The sequence below is a fragment of the Photorhabdus sp. RW14-46 genome (assembly GCF_963887965.1).
GTDB classification, from domain to species: domain Bacteria; phylum Pseudomonadota; class Gammaproteobacteria; order Enterobacterales; family Enterobacteriaceae; genus Photorhabdus; species Photorhabdus laumondii.
In genome coordinates, this window is the sequence record NZ_CAWPHH010000002.1 from 227,516 (window position 1) to 249,853 (window position 22,338).

General features: G+C 45.2%; 16 protein-coding genes and 3 tRNA genes. 8 read left to right on the forward strand and 11 right to left on the reverse strand.

The genetic code is table 11. The features are described from left to right. Positions 1-40 precede the first annotated feature (40 nt). The 7 genes from AACQ38_RS02825 to AACQ38_RS02855 form a co-directional block, all read right to left on the reverse strand. Positions 41-1,771 (reverse strand): type I secretion system permease/ATPase, encoded by a 1,731-nt coding sequence (locus AACQ38_RS02825; RefSeq protein ID WP_011145033.1) that lies wholly within the window; start codon positions 1,769-1,771, stop codon positions 41-43. Between the two features lie 59 nt (positions 1,772-1,830). Next, complete coding sequence (locus tag AACQ38_RS02830; protein WP_207631770.1) at positions 1,831-2,235, reverse strand: protease inhibitor Inh/omp19 family protein; 405 nt, start codon at positions 2,233-2,235, stop codon at positions 1,831-1,833. 54 nt (positions 2,236-2,289) lie between these two features. After that, positions 2,290-3,744: a serralysin gene (gene prtA, locus AACQ38_RS02835; RefSeq protein ID WP_265737285.1), complete on the reverse strand. Its 1,455-nt coding sequence runs from the start codon at positions 3,742-3,744 to the stop codon at positions 2,290-2,292. A gap of 395 nt (positions 3,745-4,139) precedes the next feature. Beyond that, complete coding sequence (locus AACQ38_RS02840) at positions 4,140-4,271, reverse strand: hypothetical protein (RefSeq protein WP_255562947.1); 132 nt, start codon at positions 4,269-4,271, stop codon at positions 4,140-4,142. A gap of 645 nt (positions 4,272-4,916) precedes the next feature. Continuing rightward, positions 4,917-6,017 carry a 23S rRNA (cytidine(2498)-2'-O)-methyltransferase RlmM gene (gene rlmM, locus AACQ38_RS02845; RefSeq protein ID WP_165577363.1) on the reverse strand — a complete coding sequence of 367 codons (1,101 nt, stop codon included), beginning with the start codon at positions 6,015-6,017 and terminating at the stop codon, positions 4,917-4,919. Next, positions 6,010-6,405, reverse strand: a complete 396-nt coding sequence (locus tag AACQ38_RS02850) for a DUF423 domain-containing protein (RefSeq protein WP_011145029.1) — start codon at positions 6,403-6,405, stop codon at positions 6,010-6,012. The genes rlmM and AACQ38_RS02850 overlap by 8 nt, the downstream gene beginning before the upstream one ends. Before the next feature lie 60 nt (positions 6,406-6,465). Next, positions 6,466-7,386, reverse strand: a complete 921-nt coding sequence (locus tag AACQ38_RS02855) for a transcriptional regulator GcvA (protein WP_011145028.1) — start codon at positions 7,384-7,386, stop codon at positions 6,466-6,468. Between the two features lie 335 nt (positions 7,387-7,721). Between AACQ38_RS02855 and AACQ38_RS02860 the strand changes: the two genes are divergently transcribed. From AACQ38_RS02860 to csdE, 3 genes are read left to right on the forward strand one after another with little or no spacing between them, the layout of a single operon-like run. After that, on the forward strand, positions 7,722-7,904 hold the full coding sequence (locus AACQ38_RS02860) for a hypothetical protein (protein ID WP_041379909.1): 183 nt from the start codon (positions 7,722-7,724) through the stop codon (positions 7,902-7,904). Between the two features lie 34 nt (positions 7,905-7,938). Continuing rightward, positions 7,939-9,207, forward strand: a complete 1,269-nt coding sequence (csdA, locus tag AACQ38_RS02865) for a cysteine desulfurase CsdA (RefSeq protein ID WP_165577364.1) — start codon at positions 7,939-7,941, stop codon at positions 9,205-9,207. A 20-nt stretch (positions 9,208-9,227) separates the two neighbouring features. Next, complete coding sequence (csdE, locus tag AACQ38_RS02870; protein ID WP_011145026.1) at positions 9,228-9,683, forward strand: cysteine desulfurase sulfur acceptor subunit CsdE; 456 nt, start codon at positions 9,228-9,230, stop codon at positions 9,681-9,683. Between the two features lie 2 nt (positions 9,684-9,685). Here csdE and tcdA read toward each other — a convergent pair whose 3' ends face one another. Next, complete coding sequence (tcdA, locus tag AACQ38_RS02875; RefSeq protein ID WP_165577365.1) at positions 9,686-10,498, reverse strand: tRNA cyclic N6-threonylcarbamoyladenosine(37) synthase TcdA; 813 nt, start codon at positions 10,496-10,498, stop codon at positions 9,686-9,688. A 48-nt stretch (positions 10,499-10,546) separates the two neighbouring features. Then, positions 10,547-11,644, reverse strand: a complete 1,098-nt coding sequence (gene mltA / locus AACQ38_RS02880) for a murein transglycosylase A (RefSeq protein ID WP_011145024.1) — start codon at positions 11,642-11,644, stop codon at positions 10,547-10,549. 223 nt (positions 11,645-11,867) lie between these two features. Here mltA and AACQ38_RS02885 point away from each other — a divergent pair. The 4 genes from AACQ38_RS02885 to AACQ38_RS02900 all read left to right on the forward strand — a co-directional run bounded on the left by AACQ38_RS02885 (position 11,868) and on the right by AACQ38_RS02900 (position 12,721). Beyond that, a tRNA-Met gene (locus AACQ38_RS02885) sits at positions 11,868-11,944 on the forward strand. Between the two features lie 89 nt (positions 11,945-12,033). Then, a tRNA-Met gene (locus tag AACQ38_RS02890) sits at positions 12,034-12,110 on the forward strand. Between the two features lie 29 nt (positions 12,111-12,139). Then, positions 12,140-12,216: transfer RNA gene (locus AACQ38_RS02895), tRNA-Met, on the forward strand. Positions 12,217-12,505: 289 nt separating this feature from the next. Then, entirely contained in the window at positions 12,506-12,721 is a 216-nt protein-coding gene (locus tag AACQ38_RS02900) for a hypothetical protein (RefSeq protein ID WP_242685504.1), read from the forward strand. Between the two features lie 196 nt (positions 12,722-12,917). On the opposite strand, the gene amiC is transcribed toward AACQ38_RS02900, so the two are convergent. Next, a complete protein-coding gene (gene amiC, locus AACQ38_RS02910; protein ID WP_011145021.1) occupies positions 12,918-14,162 on the reverse strand; it encodes an N-acetylmuramoyl-L-alanine amidase AmiC in 1,245 nt (414 codons plus the stop codon). 244 nt (positions 14,163-14,406) lie between these two features. Here amiC and argA point away from each other — a divergent pair, with 244 nt between their 5' ends. Then, a complete protein-coding gene (gene argA / locus AACQ38_RS02915) occupies positions 14,407-15,753 on the forward strand; it encodes an amino-acid N-acetyltransferase (RefSeq protein WP_011145020.1) in 1,347 nt (448 codons plus the stop codon). 231 nt (positions 15,754-15,984) lie between these two features. Here the strand turns inward: argA and AACQ38_RS02920 are convergent, their stop codons facing one another. Beyond that, positions 15,985-22,335 carry a S8 family serine peptidase gene (locus AACQ38_RS02920; protein WP_165577366.1) on the reverse strand — a complete coding sequence of 2,117 codons (6,351 nt, stop codon included), beginning with the start codon at positions 22,333-22,335 and terminating at the stop codon, positions 15,985-15,987. Between the last annotated feature and the right edge of the window lie 3 nt (positions 22,336-22,338).

Genomic DNA, 22,338 nt, shown 5'->3' on the forward strand with positions numbered 1-22,338 from the left:
CTCAGCTATTTGATATTATTATAATTAAATGCACATTTACCTATGATGCCTGGGCGACTGCCTTGGTTGCAGAATGTTCCTGACTATTATTCCTTTGTGATAAAGCGGCCATCACCTGTTGAGATGAACCGAACATCTTCATTTTCCCCTGAACCAGTAGCAATATTTTGTTTGTCTGTGATAGCAATGAGGTGCGGTGAGTAATCACAATCACTGTCTTTCCTTGTGCCTTTAACTGAGAAATCGCCTCATTCAATGCTCTTTCCCCTGCCTCATCCAGGCTGGAATTAGGCTCATCCAACACCACCAATGACGGCTCGTCATATAGCGCACGAGCAAGGCCAATGCGCTGTTTCTGCCCACCCGATAATCCCACTCCGCCAGCACCAATCACGGTGTCATAGCCCTTATCAAGTGCTAATATCAGCTCATGAACACCCGCTTTCTTTGCCGCCTGAACCACCTTTTCGGGTTCTACTGCATTAAAACGGGCAATATTTTCAGCAATAGTGCCGCCAAATAGCTCAATATCTTGCGGTAAATAACCGATTGAGGAGCCCAGTTCATCTTTATTCCACTGATAAATATCGGCATTATCCAGACGAACAACGCCTTCCTGTGTCGGCCATATTCCGACCAGTAACCGGGCAAGCGTCGATTTCCCAGACGCACTGGGACCAATTAATCCCATCACATCACCGGCATCCAACGAGAAGCTAATATCCTGCAAAACAACCTTACTGTTTCTTCCCGGCGGCGCTGCGGAAACTTTATCCACGGCTAAATTTCCTTTTGGCGCAGGCAATGACATGCCCGGTTTGCGTTCCGGTTGTTGTTCCAACAGGTGGGTTAACCGTTGCCATGACAAACGAGCACCACTCCAGCCTTTCCAGGCTTGGATCAATTGTTCAATCGGTGAAAGTGCACGTCCCATCAAAATTGAAGCCGCAATCATCATGCCCGGCGTAATATGCCCACCAATCGCTAACCAGCCCCCTAATCCCAGGATCAGTGACTGCAAGGCCAAACGCACTGTTTTAGTGACTGAATTAATCACTGAAGCCCGCTCACTCGCAATGCGCTGGAAATCAAGGAAACGCTCATGTAATCCAAACCATCTCCGACGTAGCACCGGCAACATCCCTAACGCCTCTATGACTTCGGCATTACGTAAATTAGTGCTGGCAAGACTTGCTGAACGTAGAGAGAGTTTACTGGCTTCGGATAACGGCTGACTTGATAACCACTGATTCAACACAGCCAGGGCAATCAATACCAGTGCACCGCCCAATGACAACAGACCAAGCCAGGGGTTAAAAAGAAAAATAACCAGCAGATAGATTGGAAACCAAGGGGCATCAAAGAAGGCAAACAAGGCGTTACCCGTCAAAAACTGGCGGATATTGGCTAAATCATTGAGCATCTGACCGGCATCAGTCGTGCCATTTTTCAGATTCGATTCATAAGATGCGGTATAAACCCGGTTATTCAGCTTCATATCAAGCTGGCTGCCAATACGGATAACAATCATGCTACGGATATATTCCAGCATGCCCATCATGGCAAACATGCCGAGGGTAATCAGCGTCAACATCAGCAAAGTGATTTCATTGCCCGACGGCAATACTCTGTCATAAACCTGCAACATATAAACAGATGGAACTAACATCAGCAGGTTAATAAAAGCAGTGAACAACCCGATAGCCCAAAATACCCGACTACGAGCACGAATGACATCAGTAATTTCATCCTTTGGGAGTAGTAATTTCACATTATTTCCTTATTTTTATTTTTTAAAAATATAACTATCTGATGTTAATGTTTCCTGCTTTATTCATTTTTCTTACTCGTCTTATTGGGCTTTATCATTAATTCCCGACCATCGGCAAAACGAGCAAACCAACCATCCGGTTCATGAGCAAAAAAAGCCAAACCACTCCCCTGTTCATCAGTAATTGTGAGCCCATCTGGTGTTGGTCGCCAACCGGCAGGCACTTCGCCAAACATATACGCTAAACAATCGTTATCACCATTAAGTGACCAAATTGATCCCTCTGGTAAGGGATGGTCAGTCAATAACACATCGCATTGTTGATGTTTATCCGACAATTGCCACACGCCTTTCAATTCACTGGCGTGTGGGAGAACAAGACTACTCGCCATACTTCCTCCGATAATGCTGAATGTCAGAGCAACAAAGCCTGCAAATTTCAGATACCAAGCCGCAAAAACCATGCCGCCTCCAAACAAATAACCGCATCCAAAATCAGATGCGGTTGTGTTGTTGTGTTATGAAAGAATGAAATCAGACTCTAAGATTGGCTCTCCGACTATCTTCACCCAAAAATCATCGTAGGAAAATTCACCGCCCAAATTAATGGCGAAATCATTCACCTTATCAACCGTGTTATAACGAAGCACCGCTTCTCCGACTTCACCCGTGAATTCCCTTACAAATTTAACGCCCCCCTTCCCGGCTTCACCCAGATCGAACAGTGACACATCGATCTTGTCTTTACCGGAAACAAAGTCATGGATCCAATCACGCTCAAGAGGCGGTGATTCCTTGGCGCTCAGGTAGACAAATGTATCGTTGCCCTCCCCGCCCCAAAGATTATCCGCTCCCAAGCCGCCGTAAATGATGTCATCACCCGCTCCACCTTTCAGAGTATTGGCGGCATCATTCCCGATTAAAACGTCATTACCACTGCCACCAATTGCATTTTCAATCGTGACGCCACGGGCAATAGAGACGTTCCCTTTCAACCCACCGACATCAGAGAAAGACGCTTCATTCAGATTGATACGTTGATCCTGAGTAAATCCAGAGAAATCAAACGTATCATTCCCCCCGGTATCCCAAGCGGTGAACAACAGTTTGCTGTTCTCGTCTTTTGCGGTATAGAAGTCACGATCTGTGTTGGAATTAAAACCATATACGGTGTCATCAGCACGGATGGTATTATTCGCGCCGTATACCGCCTGAATGGCAGAAATATCGTTAAGTAATGGTGCGGAAGAATAAATACCTTTAAAGTCCTGACCGGTATTTTTCTCACCAAAATAACTCATGACGGTATAAGCACGGCTATCTTCAAAATAAGTCGCACTGTTCTTATAAGTCGGGCTTACCTTGTCAGACGCATTATAATCAGCCGGATGTTGCAACCCTAGAGTATGGCCAATTTCATGAGTAAACGTCTGACGGCCATAACCATTCACGTCAATATCGTTGTTTAAGAAAGTACGGCTTTTCGCGTTATACCAAGTTCCTACCTGTGTCTTCTCGGGGGTTGGCAGATAAGCAAACGCATAACTCCCCGTCAAGCTAACATCAAAGAATCCAAAGGTAACATTTGCCTCTTTGGCATCAGTGGTTTCAACGAAATTAATATTAGCAACATCAGCCCAAGATTGTATTGACAGTTTTGCAGCAGCTTTTTGTGCTTCATTAAATGCTGAAAATTCAGAAATATGCCACGGCATATTATCCGGCTTACTCTCCAGGAAAGAATACTTTAATTGGAAAGCTTTAGATTTATCGTCATCCTGATGCCCCCAACGATAATCACCCCGGATTAATTCTTTAGCAGCATCTTTACTGGGCTCATGCTCAACGACAATATTAGAGTCTTTACCTGGTATATAAGCCTGTAACCATTTCAGCAACTCATTTGCTTTTTCTGAACCGCTAACGTCTTCCGAGTATGAAATTTTCTTCTTTAAAGACATATATTTCTCCATAAAATCAGGACTTAGATATAAAATTCTTTTTATTTAATTAAATACAAGTCAATAAAACCTGAAAACAACAGACCGCCCCTGGTCATACAAATTAACAACTAAAATCCCTTTCGCATAAACGTAACACTAAAGTTAATTATGTAAAAAGCAATTAACATATTTTTTTAATATAAACGTGATAAAAATAACATAAAACAAATAAGCGATTGTTTTATATAACATAACCATTTAAGACGAAAAAAATACCGCTAATTTCTTAGCGGTATTTTATTATGAATCAATTATCTATTTATTTAACTATATATGAAGTAAACTTTAAAACACTTATAACATTATTCTTGATAATTTTAATCGGAGATTATCCCAAGCCGTTATATGAATATACCCGTTATCTTTCAAGTTGCCCCTTTGTTGGCTACACTCACCCCGGTCACATAGTTCTCTATGCTCCCGGGGATTCGCTCCCTTGCCGTCGCGATCCATCTTGAAATCCATAGGGTATATATTATTAAAAAATTAATAACCACTTGATTAAATCAATAAAAAACATATATCACAGAATAGTTAATATTTCCTTTATTATAAAGCACTCAGTCCCAATATAATAAAATTATATTTTTGGTTTTTGAATATAAAATAATATTATCAACATAGCTGATTAATTCAAAAACATATTAAATATAAAACAGCGATTTAAATTTATATTAAATAAATATTATTTACATTTAATAGCAAAATTAAATGCTATACTTAAAACATTAATTAAAATAATTAAAAAATAATCTCTTTCATTATTTTCCATTTTATAATATTAATTCATTTAATTATTTAACATTAATTTCACGTTTAATTAAACGCTTATAATAATATATTTATTTTTTATATTTACCTTAAGTAAAGTGAAAAAATCAACAATTTTACCACATAAGTCATACAATATTCATTGTTACATTAGATCATAATTACCTCACACATGGAGTATTATGTAATACTTTCTTAGCTGAAAAAATGAATTAAATCATTCTAATACACCCATTTTACTCCGCACGGTATAAGAGATAAAATGCAATAATGTCATTCAATACTGAAAAAAACGCCTCAGGATATAACTGAGGCGTTTTAAGAAATCTTATTTTATGAGTTATTCCAGAATGATAATGAACAACCGTGAATCAGTAATCATTCCGGCTAGCTGCATAAGCAGACCAAATACGACGAACATGAACCGTTATTTCTTCCCTGTCATGATAAAGGTGTTTTGCCTGAATTTGTGCATTTATACCCCCTTCTTTTAATTGCAAGTTCATTTTCTGCAAATTATGAGCAACTTCTTCATAACGCTTTTTCATGGGTAATTTGAGATTAAAAATAGCTTCCCGGCACCAGCCATTAACTAACCAATCTACCATTAACTGCGTCACTTTTGCTGGTTTTTCCACCATGTCGCATACCAGCCAATAAATGTTCTTTGCCGAAGGCTCAAACTTAAAACCATCAACTTTGTGATGTTTAACTTGCCCCGTATCCATCAAACTTTTCGACATCGTGCCATTATCTACCGCATGAACCATCATACTCCGTTTCACCAGTTGGTAAGTCCAACCACCAGGGCATGCACCTAAATCAACTGCATACAAACCGCTAGCCAATCGCTCTTCCCATTCGTCATGTGGGATAAAAACATGAAAGGCTTCTTCCAGTTTTAATGTTGAACGACTTGGTGCATCCGAAGGAAATTTCAACCGAGGAATACCCATATAAAATGGCGAATTATTGTTACTGTAAGAATAACCAACATAACAGCAACCCGGAGCGATAAAGAAAACGTGTATCACCGGGCGGTTAACGTTTTCCCGAATCAGCAAGATCTTTTCCTGACGCATAGCATTACGCAACGGAACAGTAAATTTTCGACAGAATTTTAATAACTCTTTACTTTCATTAGTATCAGGCACCTCAACCCGTAATTCACCTGCACGTTCAATGACACCATGCAACATACCTACAATCGGGCTTATCCGATCTTCAGGAGGTAAATCTCGCAATAATTCACCCACGACCAGCATCTGGCGGGCAAAAATCAGCTCCCGAAATGGGATCTCACGAATCAGCCGATCGGCATCTTCATATTGATAACACTCAAACAGGACATAACCACTGTTGTCTTTCACCCGGGCAAAACCGTAAATCTCTTTTTGGCCCGCCTTATCGGTGATTTCTGCTGCACACTCTTTTTCAAAACCAGGGCGGCAATATAAAGCAATTTTATTCATGGCGAAGCGCCGATTTCCTTAGACGCAAAGCGCCAATTAATACTAAAAACCAGCCAATAAGAAAGCTAAATCCTCCAACTGGCGTAATATAAGCGAAAAATTTAACCTGCAATAAGGCCATACAATAGAGACTGCCACTAAACAACAAAATACCTACTGCAAAAAAAACGCCACTCCAGTAAAACCAGAGCACAACTTTACGCATTAGCATGGCAGACATCGCCATCATTGCCAGAGTGTGAATACCCTGATATTGCAGACCAAGATCAATCCAACTTATCTGATATTTTTCCATCATCGGAGATAATAAATGTGACCCTACAGCACCAAACGCCACATAGAAAAACCCACTTAAGCCAGCAAAGATAAGCATTAGGCGACTATTCACTGTTATCTTCCTTTTTCTTCTATCTGAGAGCTTTTACAGCTCGAATACCTTATTCCGCTCTTACTCATTGGTAATAAAGCCCAATTTTTCCTGCTCACTGGCTGCCTGTGCCAAAACCCATTGTCTGAATGCAGCAATTTTCCCCAATTCAGCCTGATTGTCATGACAAACAAGGTAAAATGCATTCTTACTCACTAACACATCATTAAATGGGCAAACTAAGCGCCCCGCATCAATTTCAGTCCGAGCCATGACATTATTTGCCAATGCAATACCTTGCCCATGAACAGCGGCTTGGATCACCATTGCACTATGGCTAAATATCGGTCCTTGCTGAACGTTTATCTGCTGCTGCATATCAAGCTGGCGCACATACGCTTGCCAGTCACGACGAGAAGAATCGTGTAACAACGTATGACGCGCCAAATCTGCGGGGGTCTTCAAAGAATTTTCTCCAGTCAGTAACGAAGGAGAACAAACGGGAAGCAAATATTCTGCGTAAAGACGATCAGTGCGTAACCCCGGCCAATTTCCACGACCATAAAATATGGCAACATCAACATCATCAGCAAGCTTATCTTCTTCTCTATCTACCGCCTGTATCCTGACATCAATGCCGGGATAAGCTAAATTAAAGCTGGACAGCCTTGGAACCAACCACTGGATAGCAAAGCTAGGTGAAAGGCTAACCGTCAAAGCACCTTTAGCACTTCTAGCTTGAAGTTTACGTGTTGCTTCATTTATCGCCGTGAATATCTCTTTAATGTCCAGATAGTAGCTTTGACCTTCTTCAGTCAACAATAGTGATCGATTGCGGCGGCGAAATAACTTCAACCCAAGAAAATCCTCCAGACTTTTCATCTGATGGCTAACTGCGGCCTGCGTCACAAATAATTCTTCTGCCGCCTTAGTAAAACTTAAATGGCGCGCTGCGGCATCAAAAACCCGCAACGCATTAAGTGGAGGTAAACGTTTGGACATGTGAGCCCTTATGTAATGTTGGAGATACCGGTAACTCTTTATATTTAGTTATTAGTTTTTGTAATCCGAATCATTATAAATTGTCCATTGAGGATACACCAGTAAATCCCTATAGTGGCGCCACTTCCTAAGCCGGAACGAAAAGTGAATCAGCTTAACGCTATGAAACTTTTGGCTTTGTGGTTGTGATGTTGTGTTTGCAAGTTGTCTGGGAAACCGGACCCTGTAGCTCAAGCTACTGTTTTTTCACTTCCTGTACATTTACCCTGTCTGTCCATAGTGATTTTTTAATGCACCGCAGTTGCGGTGCTTTTTTTTGGCATAAGGCGTGGAACATGGCAATATTATTCCATGTAATAACCTATACCCTATGGATTTCAAGATGCATCGCAGCGGCAAGGGAGCGAATCCCCGGGAGCATAGATAACGATGTGACCGGGGTGAGTGAGCGCAGCCAACAAAGAGGCAACTTGAAAGATGACAGATACATCCATTTTCAGCCAGAAACAAATGGTTAAGCACCATCACCACTAAAACAAAATTAATACTTCTATGAAAAAGTTCGAACCAGAACAGTTCCGCCAGCAATTTCCAGCGCTACAGCAATTTCCATCACAACAATTACCATCACAGCAATTTCCATCACAGCAATTACCATCACAACAACAGACGGTATTTCTGGATAGTGCAGCCACTGCTCTCAAACCACAAGCCATGATAAAGGCAACTCAAGATTATTATCGAAACAGTAGCGCTACCGTACATCGTAGCCAACACCACGCAGCGCTGGAAATCACCTCCCGCTATGAACAAGCCCGGCAACAAGTTGCTGAATTCATCAACGCTCCACAAGCTGAAAATATTATCTGGACAAAAGGAACAACAGAATCCCTCAATCTAGTGGTTCAAAGTTATTTCCGCCCTCATCTCCAGCCCGATGATGAAATTATCGTTAGTGAGCAGGAACACCATTCCAATCTGATACCGTGGTTAATGTTGGCAGAGCAAATCGGTGCCAAGGTTATTAAATGGCCTTTAGGCAATGGCAAATTGCCTGATATCCACATGTTGCCTGAACTGCTAAACAAACACACCCGCTTGATAGCCATCAGCCAAATGTCCAATGTGACTGGCGGAGCAGTTGATCTTGCTGCAATAACTGCAATAGCACACCAACATGGCTGTCTGGTCGTTGTAGACGGCGCACAAGGCGTTGTTCACAATCCCATTGATGTTCAACAATCAGATATCGATTTCTACGCATTCTCTGCTCATAAACTCTATAGTTCGAACGGCGTTGGTATACTTTACGGCAAAAGTGAGCTTCTTAATGCTATGCCTCCCTGGCAAGGGGGCGGAAAAATGCTCTCCCACACGTCATTCAGCGGTTTTATACCCGAAGCGGTACCTTTCCGGTTTGAAGCGGGCACACCGAATGTTGCAGGTATTATTGGTTTTTCTGCCACGCTGGAATGGTTAAAAGATATTGATATTGCCAAAGCCGAAACCCATGCAGTCACACTGGCTGATTATACCGAAGAACAACTCTCCGCTTTACCCGGATTTATCAGCTATCGCATTGCCGGTTCCAGCTTATTGGCTTTTAATTTTACCGACATTCATCACAGTGATTTGGCCGCCATTCTGGCAGAACAAAATATTGCTTTACGTTCCGGTCAGCATTGCGCTCAACCCTTGATCGAAGCGTTAGGTATCAGCGGCTGTTTGCGCGCCTCCTTTATGCCTTACAACAACCAACAAGATGCCGATGCTTTAATTCAGGCAGTAAAATTTGGCCTTTCTCTATTACAGGATGAATGAATTACAGGACGAATGACATTATGACTCAAGCCACTGAAAACCGGATTGCACCACACCCATTTGGCCGGGAAATCAGCCAACAACAGCTCATTGCAACCTTTGACCAATGCCGCCAATGGGAAGATCGTTATCGCCAGTTAATCTTACTAGCAAAGAAACTGCCCGCATTACCAGAGAACTTGAAACAGCAAGACACTGAAATGTCCGGCTGTGAAAACCGGGTTTGGTTAGGGCATCAATTACTGCCAGATGGCTATTTACATTTTTATGGTGACAGTGAAGGCCGCATTGTAAAAGGCCTGCTGGCAGTGATCTTAACGGCCGTAGAAGGCAAGACACCGGAACAAGTTTTAACAACCAATCTATTGGCGCTGTTCCAACAACTTGGGCTGGAACAACAGATAAGCGGCTCACGGCTAAACGGCGTCAAGTCGCTGATTAATACCGTGCAAAACGCCGCAAGATCTTATATGTAAGATTAAAGATCACCCTGACGTTGCGCTTTAGCTATCATTTTTTTCAGAGCATGGGAAACCGCAACAAATCCAAATGTCGCCGTGACCATCGTTGCGGCACCAAAACCAGAAGCGCAATCCATACGCTTAGTTCCCTCTGCGGTACTTTTCGCGGCGCAAACAGAACCATCACTCTGCGGATAAACTAATTGCTCGGTTGAAAACACACAATCAATGCCTAATTTACCTTTGCCATTCTTCACAACACGATAATCAGATTTCAGCCTTTCGCGCAGTTTAGCCGCTAAAGGGTCCTGAACCGTTTTTGCCAAATCAACAACCTGAATCTGTGTAGGATCAAGTTGCCCTCCTGCTCCACCGGTTGTCACCAGCGGAATTTTATGGCGACGGCAATAAGCCAACAGCGCAGCTTTCGGCCTGACACTATCGATAGCATCAATCACATAACTGAATCCAGCCGCCATCATCTCTTCAACATTATCGGGTGTGAGAAAATCATCAACACAAGTCACTTTGCACTCTGGATTAATTGCCAGAATACGCTCGGCAATCACTTCAGTTTTTGGTTGCCCAATATGCTGTTTTAAAGCATGTAATTGGCGATTAGTATTGGTGATACAAACATCATCCATATCAATCAGAGTGATCGCACCGACTCCTGTACGAGCCAGAGCCTCAGCCGCCCAAGAGCCAACACCACCGATACCCACAACACAAACATGAGAATGGCAAAACAAAGAAAGCGCTTTTTGTCCATATAAACGGGCAGTCCCGGCAAAGCGCTGCATATATGCATCAGAAAGAGAAGTTTGCATTACTGAATATCAATCCTGAAAACCTGTTATAAAATTTATGAAGAGCAATCACTGACTTACCATCAACATGGTAGGCTGCGCTTTTTTTAACACCCAAACCCGACCGTAGTGGTTATAGAAACCTGCCGCTATACCCGCCTCCCCACCAATACCATGATAGATATCGAAATGATGTCCCTTTATCGCCCCACCAACATCCAATGCAACCACCAGCCGCATCTGGTACTGACCGGTAAACTTACCCTCTCTATCCAACAGAGGTATCTCTGCTAACAGGGTTGTTCCTGGTGGAATAAGCATTTTATCAGCAGCCACAGAAGCTTTTGCAATTAAAGGAACACTACTCGCACCACGTACCGGTGCATAGTTTTCAGGTTTAAAGAAAACAAATGATGGGTTCTGCTCCAACAGTTCACGGACTTCTGCCTCACTGTGAGATTCTGTCCATTTACGAATCGCCAGTATGGAGATATCTTCCTGCGCAATTTCTCCGCGCTCAATCAGCAACTTGCCAATGCTCCGGTAAATATGGCCATTCTTACCGGCATAACCCAAAAGAGTCAGTGGCCCACCATCACCAAAATCGACATAGCCACTCCCTTGTACCTCCATAATATAATTATCAATCAGTGAACGACTATAACCAATAATCAGACTGGGGCTAAGGGCGCCATTGTCTATTTCAGTTCGGCTTGGTAAACGGTATTTACTCTTAGGCGGCATCCGGTACAGAGGATATTTAAATTCTCCCTGTTTAACACGACGAGCTTGTAACACTGGCGTATAGTAGCCGGTAAATTGGACATTACCGTAATTATCCACACCTTCCATCTGGTAAGCGCGTAAATTAAACAGATGCAACTTACTGGTTTCACCACCCGCTAGCATCCAGTTTTGAACAGCGTCAAAAGTTAAACTATTACGATTATACAGACGAGGAGCAGACTGACTAATCAGCGCAACCTGCTCTGAAAAATCCTTTGCATTAACTGGCTTACCCTGCGCATTAGGTTGATTAACCAACCGTAAATCCTGAGCAATATGACCATCTCTATATTGTTGGCCCTGTGCTGTTGGGCGAGAATGACATCCAACCAACAGTGAAATCACGGTTCCACACAACAGATACTTACCCCAGTATTTCATTGTTGTTTTCTCTCTTACCAACATAACTCTGTGGCGAACAAAATACTAAACCAATAGAAACGATGAAACTTACCATAAAAAAAATAACTTAACAAAACAACGACACAAACGAATAGAAAAACATCGATACGCAGAGTAACTAATCAAAAACGTAACGAAACAAACAATAATTAATAAAAAAACTTGCAACAGATCTTATCCTGAGTATAGTGCCCGCATCGGACGCGGGATGGAGCAGCCTGGTAGCTCGTCGGGCTCATAACCCGAAGGTCGTCGGTTCAAATCCGGCTCCCGCAACCAACACTATAAAGTAGTTCAATATTTGCGAATGGAACCGATTCCAGCAGGCGTTAGTGATGCAGGAAAATACAAAGTAGGTTCTAAACGGACGCGGGATGGAGCAGCTTGGTAGCTCGTCGGGCTCATAACCCGAAGGTCGTCGGTTCAAATCCGGCTCCCGCAACCAATTTTCGCTAATCAAAATATCAAAACGGACGCGGGGTGGAGCAGCTTGGTAGCTCGTCGGGCTCATAACCCGAAGGTCGTCGGTTCAAATCCGGCCCCCGCAACCAATTCTCTATGCATTTCAGCATACAAACTCCAAAAGCAACTTCATAATGACTTTTAGATAATTTTTTCGTCATCGTATCTGCTCTCGGTTTAATGATAAATATCCACATATAGTCATTTCTGGCTTTGTTATCGTTTATAAACGATAACAAAGCCATGAATGAGATACGACACTATATCGACAACAACGGACGTGATGTCTTTGAAGAATGGCGAGAACATAGTACGTGACACCAAGGCTCAAATTGCCATTGACCGACGCATTATGCGCATGGAACTGATCACAAACCCTTGTCCGAGGGTGTCTGGGAACTGCGCATTGACATAGGGCCAAGGTATCGGGTCTATTACGCCAAATCTGGCTTAACTGTAGTTCTTCTGCTCTGCGGCGGCGACAAACGTAAGCAAAACCCAGAGCGTGTGAATACTGGCGTGAATGGAAGAGTAGAAACAGATAGGAGAACACTTTCGGCGGAGTTCGTAACGTGGTCAAGGAAGCTGAGTTGAATCCGAACCAGCTCTATCGCACCTTGTCAGCCGAGGGCAACCCGGAAGTTAGAAGTCTAAGCACGATTCTGCGTGTCATGGGCTTGCGCCTGGCAGTTCAACCTATCACTACCCACTAAATAGGGCAGGGAGTATAGGCTAAAGGAAAATAGCCTCCTTCCCTGTTTAACAGCAAAAATTACCCATAGCGGCAAGCTCAAATTGCCAAATTACCCCCATTCTTGAAATAAGCTTTGATACCCGCAAAAATTGACTCTGCGATTTGCTGCTGGAAACGTGCGGTTTTCAGTTTCCGCTCCTCTTCCAAATTGCTAATAAACGCAGTCTCTACCAGAATCGAAGGGATATCTGGTGCTTTCAGTACCGCAAATCCAGCTTGATCCACCCGATTTTTATGTAATTTATTCACTTTGCCCATACGCTTAAGCACTTCGCTACCAAATTTAAGGCTGTCATTGATTGTCGCAGTTTGTAACAAATCAAACATCGTATGATCCAGATACTTATCACCGCTTTTACTCACTCCGCCAATTTGGTCAGCTTCGTTTTGCGTCTGGGCTAGAAAACGTGCGGTATTACTGGTTGCACCTTTAGTCGAGAGTGCAAAAACCGAAGAGCCACGGGCAACTCGGTTAGTAACAGCATCAGCATGAATAGAAACGAAGAGATCAGCCCGCATCTTACGCGCTTTTGCCACCCGGACTTTGAGCGGGATAAACACATCTTCATTACGGGTCATATAAACTTTCATACCCGGTTCACGCTGAATGAGCGTTTTCAATCGACGAGCAATTTGCAAAACAATATCTTTTTCACGAGTTTTATATTTGCCAATAGCACCAGGATCTTCACCACCATGTCCAGGATCGAGCATGATAACAATTGGCCTGTCTTTACCTGCTTTGCCCGACTTTGGTTTTTCTACTGGCAGATCTTCTGCTAAATGACCTTTATTATACTCTTCAAGTAGGGCAAGCAATGGATCATCATCCGTATTAACCCTCTCTGCCGGATAAATATCCAACACCAGACGATGTTTAAATTTCGCCACCGGTTTCAAAGTAAACATATGTGGGCTGACCGATTGCTTAACTTCAAACACCAAACGAACCGTTTTAGGATTAAACTGCCCTACCCTCACCAGTTTAAGATAAGGATCACGAGATTGAATCTGCTCCCCCATCCCACTTAGAGTATGATTCAGTTGTATACCTTCAAGATCAACCACAATTCTATTTGGATTTTTTAGCACAAACTGGCGATATTTGAGTGGAATATTGGACTCAAGCGTCACACGGGTATAACTAGAGGCCGGCCAAATACGTACTGCGATAATTTTTGCTGACGCTGCGTAACCCACCTGGCTAACGCTAAGCAACCACATCGCTGCGGCTCCCTGCAACAAACGACGTCGTGACAGATTATGATCTGAATGACTCATCTACTAATATTCCATTCATAAAATATAAACATTCAGGGTGATATTCACCAAACGAAACGATCAAGTGAAAAACGCTAACCAATCAGCATTATGCTGTCGTCAATGAAAAGCATTTTATATTTTGCAAATTATTAACGTCTACAGGTATATCAAAATGTTTTTACCTGAATTGCCTCTTGCCATTTTCTCTCAAAAGGAATAAAAAAGCATAAATTACGAATAAAAATTCAATCGAGAGCCTATTATGAAAGAACGAAGCACCGAGTTAGTTGAAGGATTTCGTCATTCTGTTCCGTACATCAATGCACACCGTGGTAAAACTTTTGTTATCATGCTTGGTGGAGAGGCTATTGCTCACGAAAATTTTACCAATATTATCAACGATATAGGATTACTGCATAGTTTAGGCATCCGCCTGGTCGTCGTTTATGGTGCCAGACCTCAAATTGAGCAAAACCTTGCAGACCATCATTACGAACCGGTTTACCACAAACACACCCGTGTTACCGATAATAAAACATTAGAATTAGTCAAACAATCTGCTGGCTTGCTGCAACTGGATATCACTGCACGCCTTTCTATGAATTTGAATAATACCCCGTTACAAGGTGCCAACATTAATGTTGTCAGTGGTAACTTCATTATTGCTCAACCTCTTGGCGTTGATGATGGTGTGGATTATTGCCACAGCGGAAAAATTCGCCGTATCGATGAGCATGCCATAAATCGTCAATTAGACAATGGCGCAATCGTGCTAATTGGCCCTGTCGCAGTTTCTGTCACCGGAGAGAGTTTTAATCTGGCATTTGAAGATGTTGCTACTCAATTAGCTATCAAACTACAGGCTGAAAAACTGATTGGATTCTGTTCTACTCAAGGTGTACAAGACAAAGACGGAAAAATTCTATCGGAAGTTTTTCTTAATCAAGCACCGGAACTGATTAAAGAGCTAGAAGTTAAAGGTGACTACTATTCAGGCACAGTCTGTTTTTTGCGGAGTGCAATAAAAGCTTGCCGTCGTGGCGTTCGTCGCAGCCATTTATTAAGTTATCAGGCAGATGGTTCTCTACTTCAAGAATTATTCTCCCGAGATGGTATTGGCACTCAAATAGTGATGGAAAGTGCGGAACAAATACGCCGAGCTAATATCAATGATATTGGTGGTATTCTCGAACTTATTCGCCCACTGGAACAACAGGGTATTCTGGTTCGCCGTTCAAGAGAACAACTTGAGAGAGAAATTGATAAATTCATCATTATCGAACGCGATAACCTAACTATCGCCTGTGCCGCGCTCTACCCTTATCCTGAAGAGAAAATTGGCGAAATGGCTTGTTTAGCGGTGAATCCTAAATACCGCAGCTCTTTAAGAGGTGAAGTATTACTGAATCGCATTGCGGAACACGCCAAACAGCTCGGACTGGAAAAACTGTTTGTTCTGACTACCCGCAGCATTCACTGGTTCCAAGAGCGGGGTTTTGAGCCCGCAGAACTCTCAATGCTACCGATTCAGAAACAAGTATTATACAACTATCAGCGCCGTTCTAAGATTCTTATGCTGAATTTGGAACCACAGCCTGGATTCACATAATAAGCGCAACACCGTTAATCTGTTTTTAATTCCACACTGACTGACATACTTGGCGATTAAATAAATGGTTATTTTGTATTTTCCATTCATATTAAATTGTGAAACGCGCCCCAACAGTTAGACATTTTGCCTGTCGAAAGGCAGAAGTCCCCATATGGGGCGCTTACATTTAAACGGCGCAATTCACCTATTTATAAGGCCCGCGATAACCATCGCGGGCCTTGTTACCGATCAGTGCCAGTTGGCTGCCAGCACAGGTTGCAGCCGCTGTTGCTCGACATCGCCGAGCATTGTGGTCGCAGGTGTCGGCGGCGCGAAGGCAGCCATCGCCTGGACAAGATTTTCGACATCACTTTCCATCAACCGATGACCATCACCGGCCATGATGTTACGTGGTCGTTCGGTGGAATTGGCATACCAATTATGCAGCGTTACCTCCTGCTTGCTGCCAATGACCGAAATTTGCAGATCCTGTCCTTCATGCTGGAACCACAAACGCTCAGGGCTGATGTCCTTTCCAAACACCAAGTTCCCCATATCACCACTAAATTCCAAATCGTTGTCCCCATGCCCGACTTCTACCGTCGACATAGTACCACTGGTCACAATATGGTTATTACCCTCCCCGACTTTTACTTTCGACATAATACCGCTGGTCATGATATGGTTATCACCATTCCCGACTTCTACCGTCGACATCTCACCGCGGGTCACGATATGGTTATTGCCATCCCCGACGTTTACTTTCGTGAAGGTTCCCGACGCTTTAATGGTGTTGTTGCCATGTCCAACTGTTAGTTTGTCGATATTGCCAACAATGACGTTTTTACCATTACCTAACGTGATATCGGCAAAGCGGTCCATCACATTAACCTTATTGTCACCGTTACCGGCAACTATTTTGCTATCCATAGCTTTCACATTGATAGTCTTGCTCTCGTCCCCCAACGTAACCTCGGAAAAGGGATTTTTGACCGTAATGGAATCAGGGTCAGTGGTCACCGGTGTAGATTCCACTGCTGGCTCAATTTTCGGAACGTTAAGTGTTGTGCGCGGCTCAACAGGAGGAGTGCTAATCGGCTTCCGGTCAATCAGTGACATCCGGTCAACATTCTGGTCAAAACGCGACCTCAGGTCGACAAGGCCAGTGTTAATTCTGGTCGGATTCAGCTCAACAGGGGTAACTTTAATCATATCCCGGTCAATATCAATAGAAGAAATTTTAGTCAGACTCCAGTCAATAAGGGGAATGCTAACCGGCTTCCTTGGGGGAATACTAATCGGCTTCAAGTCGATAGGGGAAAGTGGTAAAGGCTTATCAACGCCAAGGGGGTCGACAATTGGTGTCAATGAACCCGGTACAGTCACCGTCGGTTTATCAAGAGATTGCGTCACCACTGGCTTGACCGTTGGGACCAAATCTGGTGTAAGCTCCGCAAAAAGGAAGTCGGCCGCATCGACCTGCGAAGTATCCAGAGTATCGAGATACAGCAACTTCACGTTTGAATCAGTACCGCTGACCCCATTAAAGACCACCTCAACGCCATGAATTTGTGACAGACCGTTGATCGTGCCACGATGACTCTTAGCAATTGTGAGTTGGCTGAAATCAGTGACGCCGGTTTGACGCAAATCAATTTTATCTATGCCGTGACGGAACCCACGTAATGCATTCTTGTAGTCCTTGACACCCGGTTGGGCTGCCACCACAAAAACGTCTGACGCCGCACTGTCATGGCTATAGATCGTTCCATTCAAGCTAAATTTCATCTGACCCTGAGCATCGCTGGTGAGCATGACGCCCTTGCCGCCGCCCTTAAGGATCACGGTTCCCAAGCCTTCTTGTGGCTGGAGCGTTGCGGCGTCGCTATTCGTGTAAGCCACCGGGGCGATAAAGGTGTCCTGGAACTTGAAGTTCGCCGCACCGATCCCGGCGAGTGGCTGATTTTTCAGGACAATGCTCTGCCCCTTACCCAGATCGACCTTAACATCCGCCCCCTGCTGCGTCAGCAACAGATCGGCAAACGTTTTTCCACGAAATCCGACCAGATCGATGATTTCGCCACGAGCCGCCTCGAAGTTGCTGATAACATCGCTGCCTGCCTCACGGTGGTGGACCACAAAGAAGTCCTTGCCCGCACCACCTGCCAGTGTGTTGTTTCCACGCCCGCCATCAAGCAATGCATCGGCATTACCCGCGACCAGCGTATCGTTGCCATCACCGGTGACGATGTTCTGAATGCCCGACGGATTCTTTATTGTCAACGCTGTGCCGCCAATGCTGGCAACACCGGTCAGCAAGTTGACCGAGGTATCCCGCGAAACAGCCGCCGCATTGAGGGTATTACGCCCTCCCGCCACGCCATTGACCGCATCATCCAACACTGCGCGGTTGGCCTGCCCGACCACCGATTGGATATATTCGTCGGTGTAAAAGTAAGTGTCATCCGGCGTGCTCTTGCTGCCGTACAAACGTAACGACCAGGCATTTAATGTGACCGGCAGGCCGGAATGCGCATCGCTCACCTGTAGGGTCCAGTTGCCAGCCGAGCGTTCACCCAAATCATGGGTCGACATAAAGCTGTATTTGAACGTCCCCGACTGGCTACTACCCAGATCGGTCGCACTCGCGCCCGGCATGCCGTCTGGAACCTTACCCTGACGATTGAGCAAGATGCTCTGAGTGCCATCGGGAGAGATCAGTTTGAGCGTCAGATCACCAAGACGGCCTGCCTGGGCGTCAAAATCGATCTCGACATGCTCGACATTCAGACCGGCATTCATGGCGATGGACGACGTCAGCGTCTCACCCGCTGCCAAAGTTTTCCCCAGAGGGCCGCTGGATGCGCTATAGACGTACTCGTTGGCAGCGGTGCTTTGAGTCATCCAAGACTCAGCCAGGCGAACAGCGGCTCGCGCATCGATTTGACCGAAACCGTAATCGTTGCTGGTATGCATACCGCCGCCATTCCAGCTATGGCTACTATTATCGCTCCATGCGGTAGAGGGGTCATTGATCTTGCGAGCGGACAGAGCAAGGATCTGCTGCACATCCCGATAGCCTAAGTTCGGGTTAGCCTCCAGCATCAACGCAACAACACCGGAGACTATCGGAGCGGCAAAGCTGGTGCCTTGCATGCTGGTGTAGTCATTGCCGAAAGTTGAGCCACGTTCGGTTTTCAGCATATAGCTGGTAGACACGACATTGCTGCCCGGTGCCGAAACCAACAGGCTGGCTCCCGGATTGGAGAAGGGTGAAGAGCCAATCTGCAACGTCGACAAATCGCCCTGTGCATTGATTGCACCGACTTCCACCGAAAAGCGGTTGTTATTGGTCAGCGACCCTTGGGCATTGCCGCCTTCTGCACGATGGTTGCCGCCCGCCGCCACGATGACGGTACCCAATCCGCCACGACCATTAGCCGCCGCATACTGCGCATTCATGCTCAGCGACGCGGCAGTATTGATGGAGCCGCCCTGAAAGCTGCTGAGCGCGAAATCGTTGGCAAATCCCCAGCTATTGTTGGCAATATCAAAACTGACCATATGCCCCAGTCCCGCAAGATCGGCACCGTCATTGGCCAGATAATAGCCGCCCAACGTCGCATCATGGGCAACCCCGACGCCACCCGTATTATTCTTCGCCGCGACCATCACACCCGCCACCATTGTCGCGTGGTTGGAGACCACATTCGGCAAGGTGCCATTGGTTTGTTGAGTCTGCAACCAGGCTTTGTCGACATTCGCCGCAAGGTCGGGGTGATTGATATCAAATATTTCAGGCGCGGTGGCAAACTTACCGCCCGGCTCGAACTGACCAATGCGTACGCCCTTGCCGGTGTAGTCCTTCCAGACCGGCAGAATGTTGGCATCGCTCAGATACCATTGTTGAGCAGCTAATGGATCGAGCGGGACTTCCGGGGTCAATAATGTCGCCACGGCGCGCATCGGCGCGGTTTCCCCACTGCTCAGATCGACTACCGATGCTGACGGATTCCCGGCTGCGTCAGTTACCCCATATTTAAAGCTAATGACACCGGTGTAATCTGCATCCGGCGTAAACAAGACATCGCCCTGGGCTGTGAGGCTGACCGTACCGCCTATCGCATCCCCAACATTGGCAATGCGCAGGGCACCCTGACTGTTAAGGTGTTGATCGTTAGCCAACAGACTTTCTGCGGCAATCAGATGTGGCTGAGTACGATCAAAAACCTTGCCGTCCTTGTCGTGAGTGAGGACATCCTCGACAGGCATCGCATTGGGTGTTTGTAAATCAACCGCCGAAATATCTGAAAAATTGAGTTTCTGGATATTTTTCAGCGTTACCGTACCGTCACGCCCAGCAACCTTGTCGGCCACTACATACCCACTGTCGGTACGGGTAATTTGATAATCACCGTGGTTACCGTGCAGACTGACGATGTTGACCCCTCCGTCCCCATCAATCGTAGCATTGCCGTGACCCACTTCGATCACGTCGTCACCAAAGCCGCCAAAAATCTTATCATCGCTGCCGCCAGCGTGAATGATGCTGCCGCCTTGGGAAGCATAGATTGTGTCGCCCTGAGGACCGGCATAGATAACCGACTTGCCACTGCCACCAATGATAGTGTTGTGCCCGCTGCCGCCGACCAGGACGTCGTTACCCATGCCACCGACCAGCACCGAATCACCGGAACCGCCCTTGATAAAGACACCATTGGCTCCACCGCTTCTGATGACATCACTGCCGCTCCCGCCTTGAGCCATAGTTAAACCGGCTTGAGCCATGTTCAGCTCCACGCCTTTTTTGCCGACAATGATCGCCGTATCGTGCCCGCCATTGCCGTGAATGTTTTTCGTATCGTCAGAAGCGCTGATAACAAAAACGTCATCGCCGGTACCACCGACATAGGTATTGCTCCCTGCGCCCCCGACCAGCCAGCTACCAGTTTTTGCCGCAATCAACGTATCATTGCCGCTGCCACCATACAGATTGCTGACTCCCAGTTGCTCCGCATTTAGGGTTTCATCTGCTTCACTCTGGCTGGCGTAAGCCGTGGTTGTGATATCGTTGGTGGTGGAAGTCACTTTTGTACCAGCCCCCTGATTGCTCAGGGTGTTGCTAACGGTATCACCAAGAAAATCAACGGCCAGCATTTCCTGAGTTTTACCATTGATAGTAAACGACCCACTGGCAACGACCTTATTCCCATCACGGACGTCTGTTTTGTTCGAAGCCCGGACGTTTATCTGGGTAATACCCCATTCCGCCAGTGTCTTGAGTTCGCCCGCATCGACTTTTGCATCTCGGGTACTGTCGACCCAAACCCGCAGCTTGCTCCAGATCGGGTCAGTCGGATCAATCACTCCGTCTTTATTAGCATCTTCACTGGCTAAAGCACCGAAACCCTCCTTGAATTTTTTTTCGCCAGCGGCACCGTTTATTCCGGCCTTACCACCGTAGTATTCGGAAAACATCTGGCTGGCATTTTTTATCTGACCACTACCATCGTCGATCACCAGTATTCCCGTATTGCGATCCGCCCAGCCGCTACGCTTAAGCGTGCCACTGTTATCCATGTCGAACAGCACGCCGTCACGGATATCAGTCATGTGCACACCATTGCCGCTCAGATCCAATAACAGCGGGTCAACATAGGTGTTGAACGTCGTCATCGCCGATAAGCCGTTCAACGTCACAGCATTGCGCAGGCTGGCATCCTGTTTATTGCTGTTCAAGGTCAGGTCGAGGTAGAACTGTGACAAATAGGCGTTGGGCCGGACATTAGGGTCGAGCTGCATTTCACCGGGACGAATGCCGCCTGTGGCAAGGCTAGCCATTTGGGTTGAAGCGAAATCGGTTTTATTGAGAATGCCCGCGAGGGTGAATATTTTATGGGTCGCTGAATTTTGGATATAACCGTTAGCAACATCCTGCTGCGCTTTGTTTTCGCCCTGAATATGTTTCTGCGGCTGTGGGGAGGAATTGATATCAATGTTAATTAAGTTTGTCGATGGTGGGCGAGGATGTATATCGTCTACGCCAAGCCATAAACATTGCATACCACCTTTTTCTTCATAATACTCACCATGACGAGTCAGGTTATCACGGATAATTTGAGCTCCTTGAGTTTTTAACATGTCATTCATACGATGAATATTATGCTTGGGAAGCGGATTTCCTTCAGAACCATACTTGTTATATCCAATGACTTTTAATGATGCATATGCGAAATCCACACAACTATTGGTGAACAAGTTGTAACGTGTAACGTCAAATTCTTCTGGCTTTGGTTCTTTTGAAAATTCGCGTAACTTGGTGTATTGCTCTTTCGTCAACGCAATGGTGACTTCGGAAACAGTCTCTTGGTAGGCGGCATTATCATAAGGGGTCATGTTCCCTTCACCAAATGGTGAGCCATATTTTGACTCGAAGCCAAAACTCTCTTTATTCCCGTCGCCGTCATTTAAAACATACCACATATGGCCGCCGGATGAAGAATGCACATCTCCTGTTTTGTGCTTTCCTTTATCAGACTGATAAATATATTTCGCTCCCGACTTAGCTACTTTATAAGTTACGGTATAATTCTTTGCCATTTT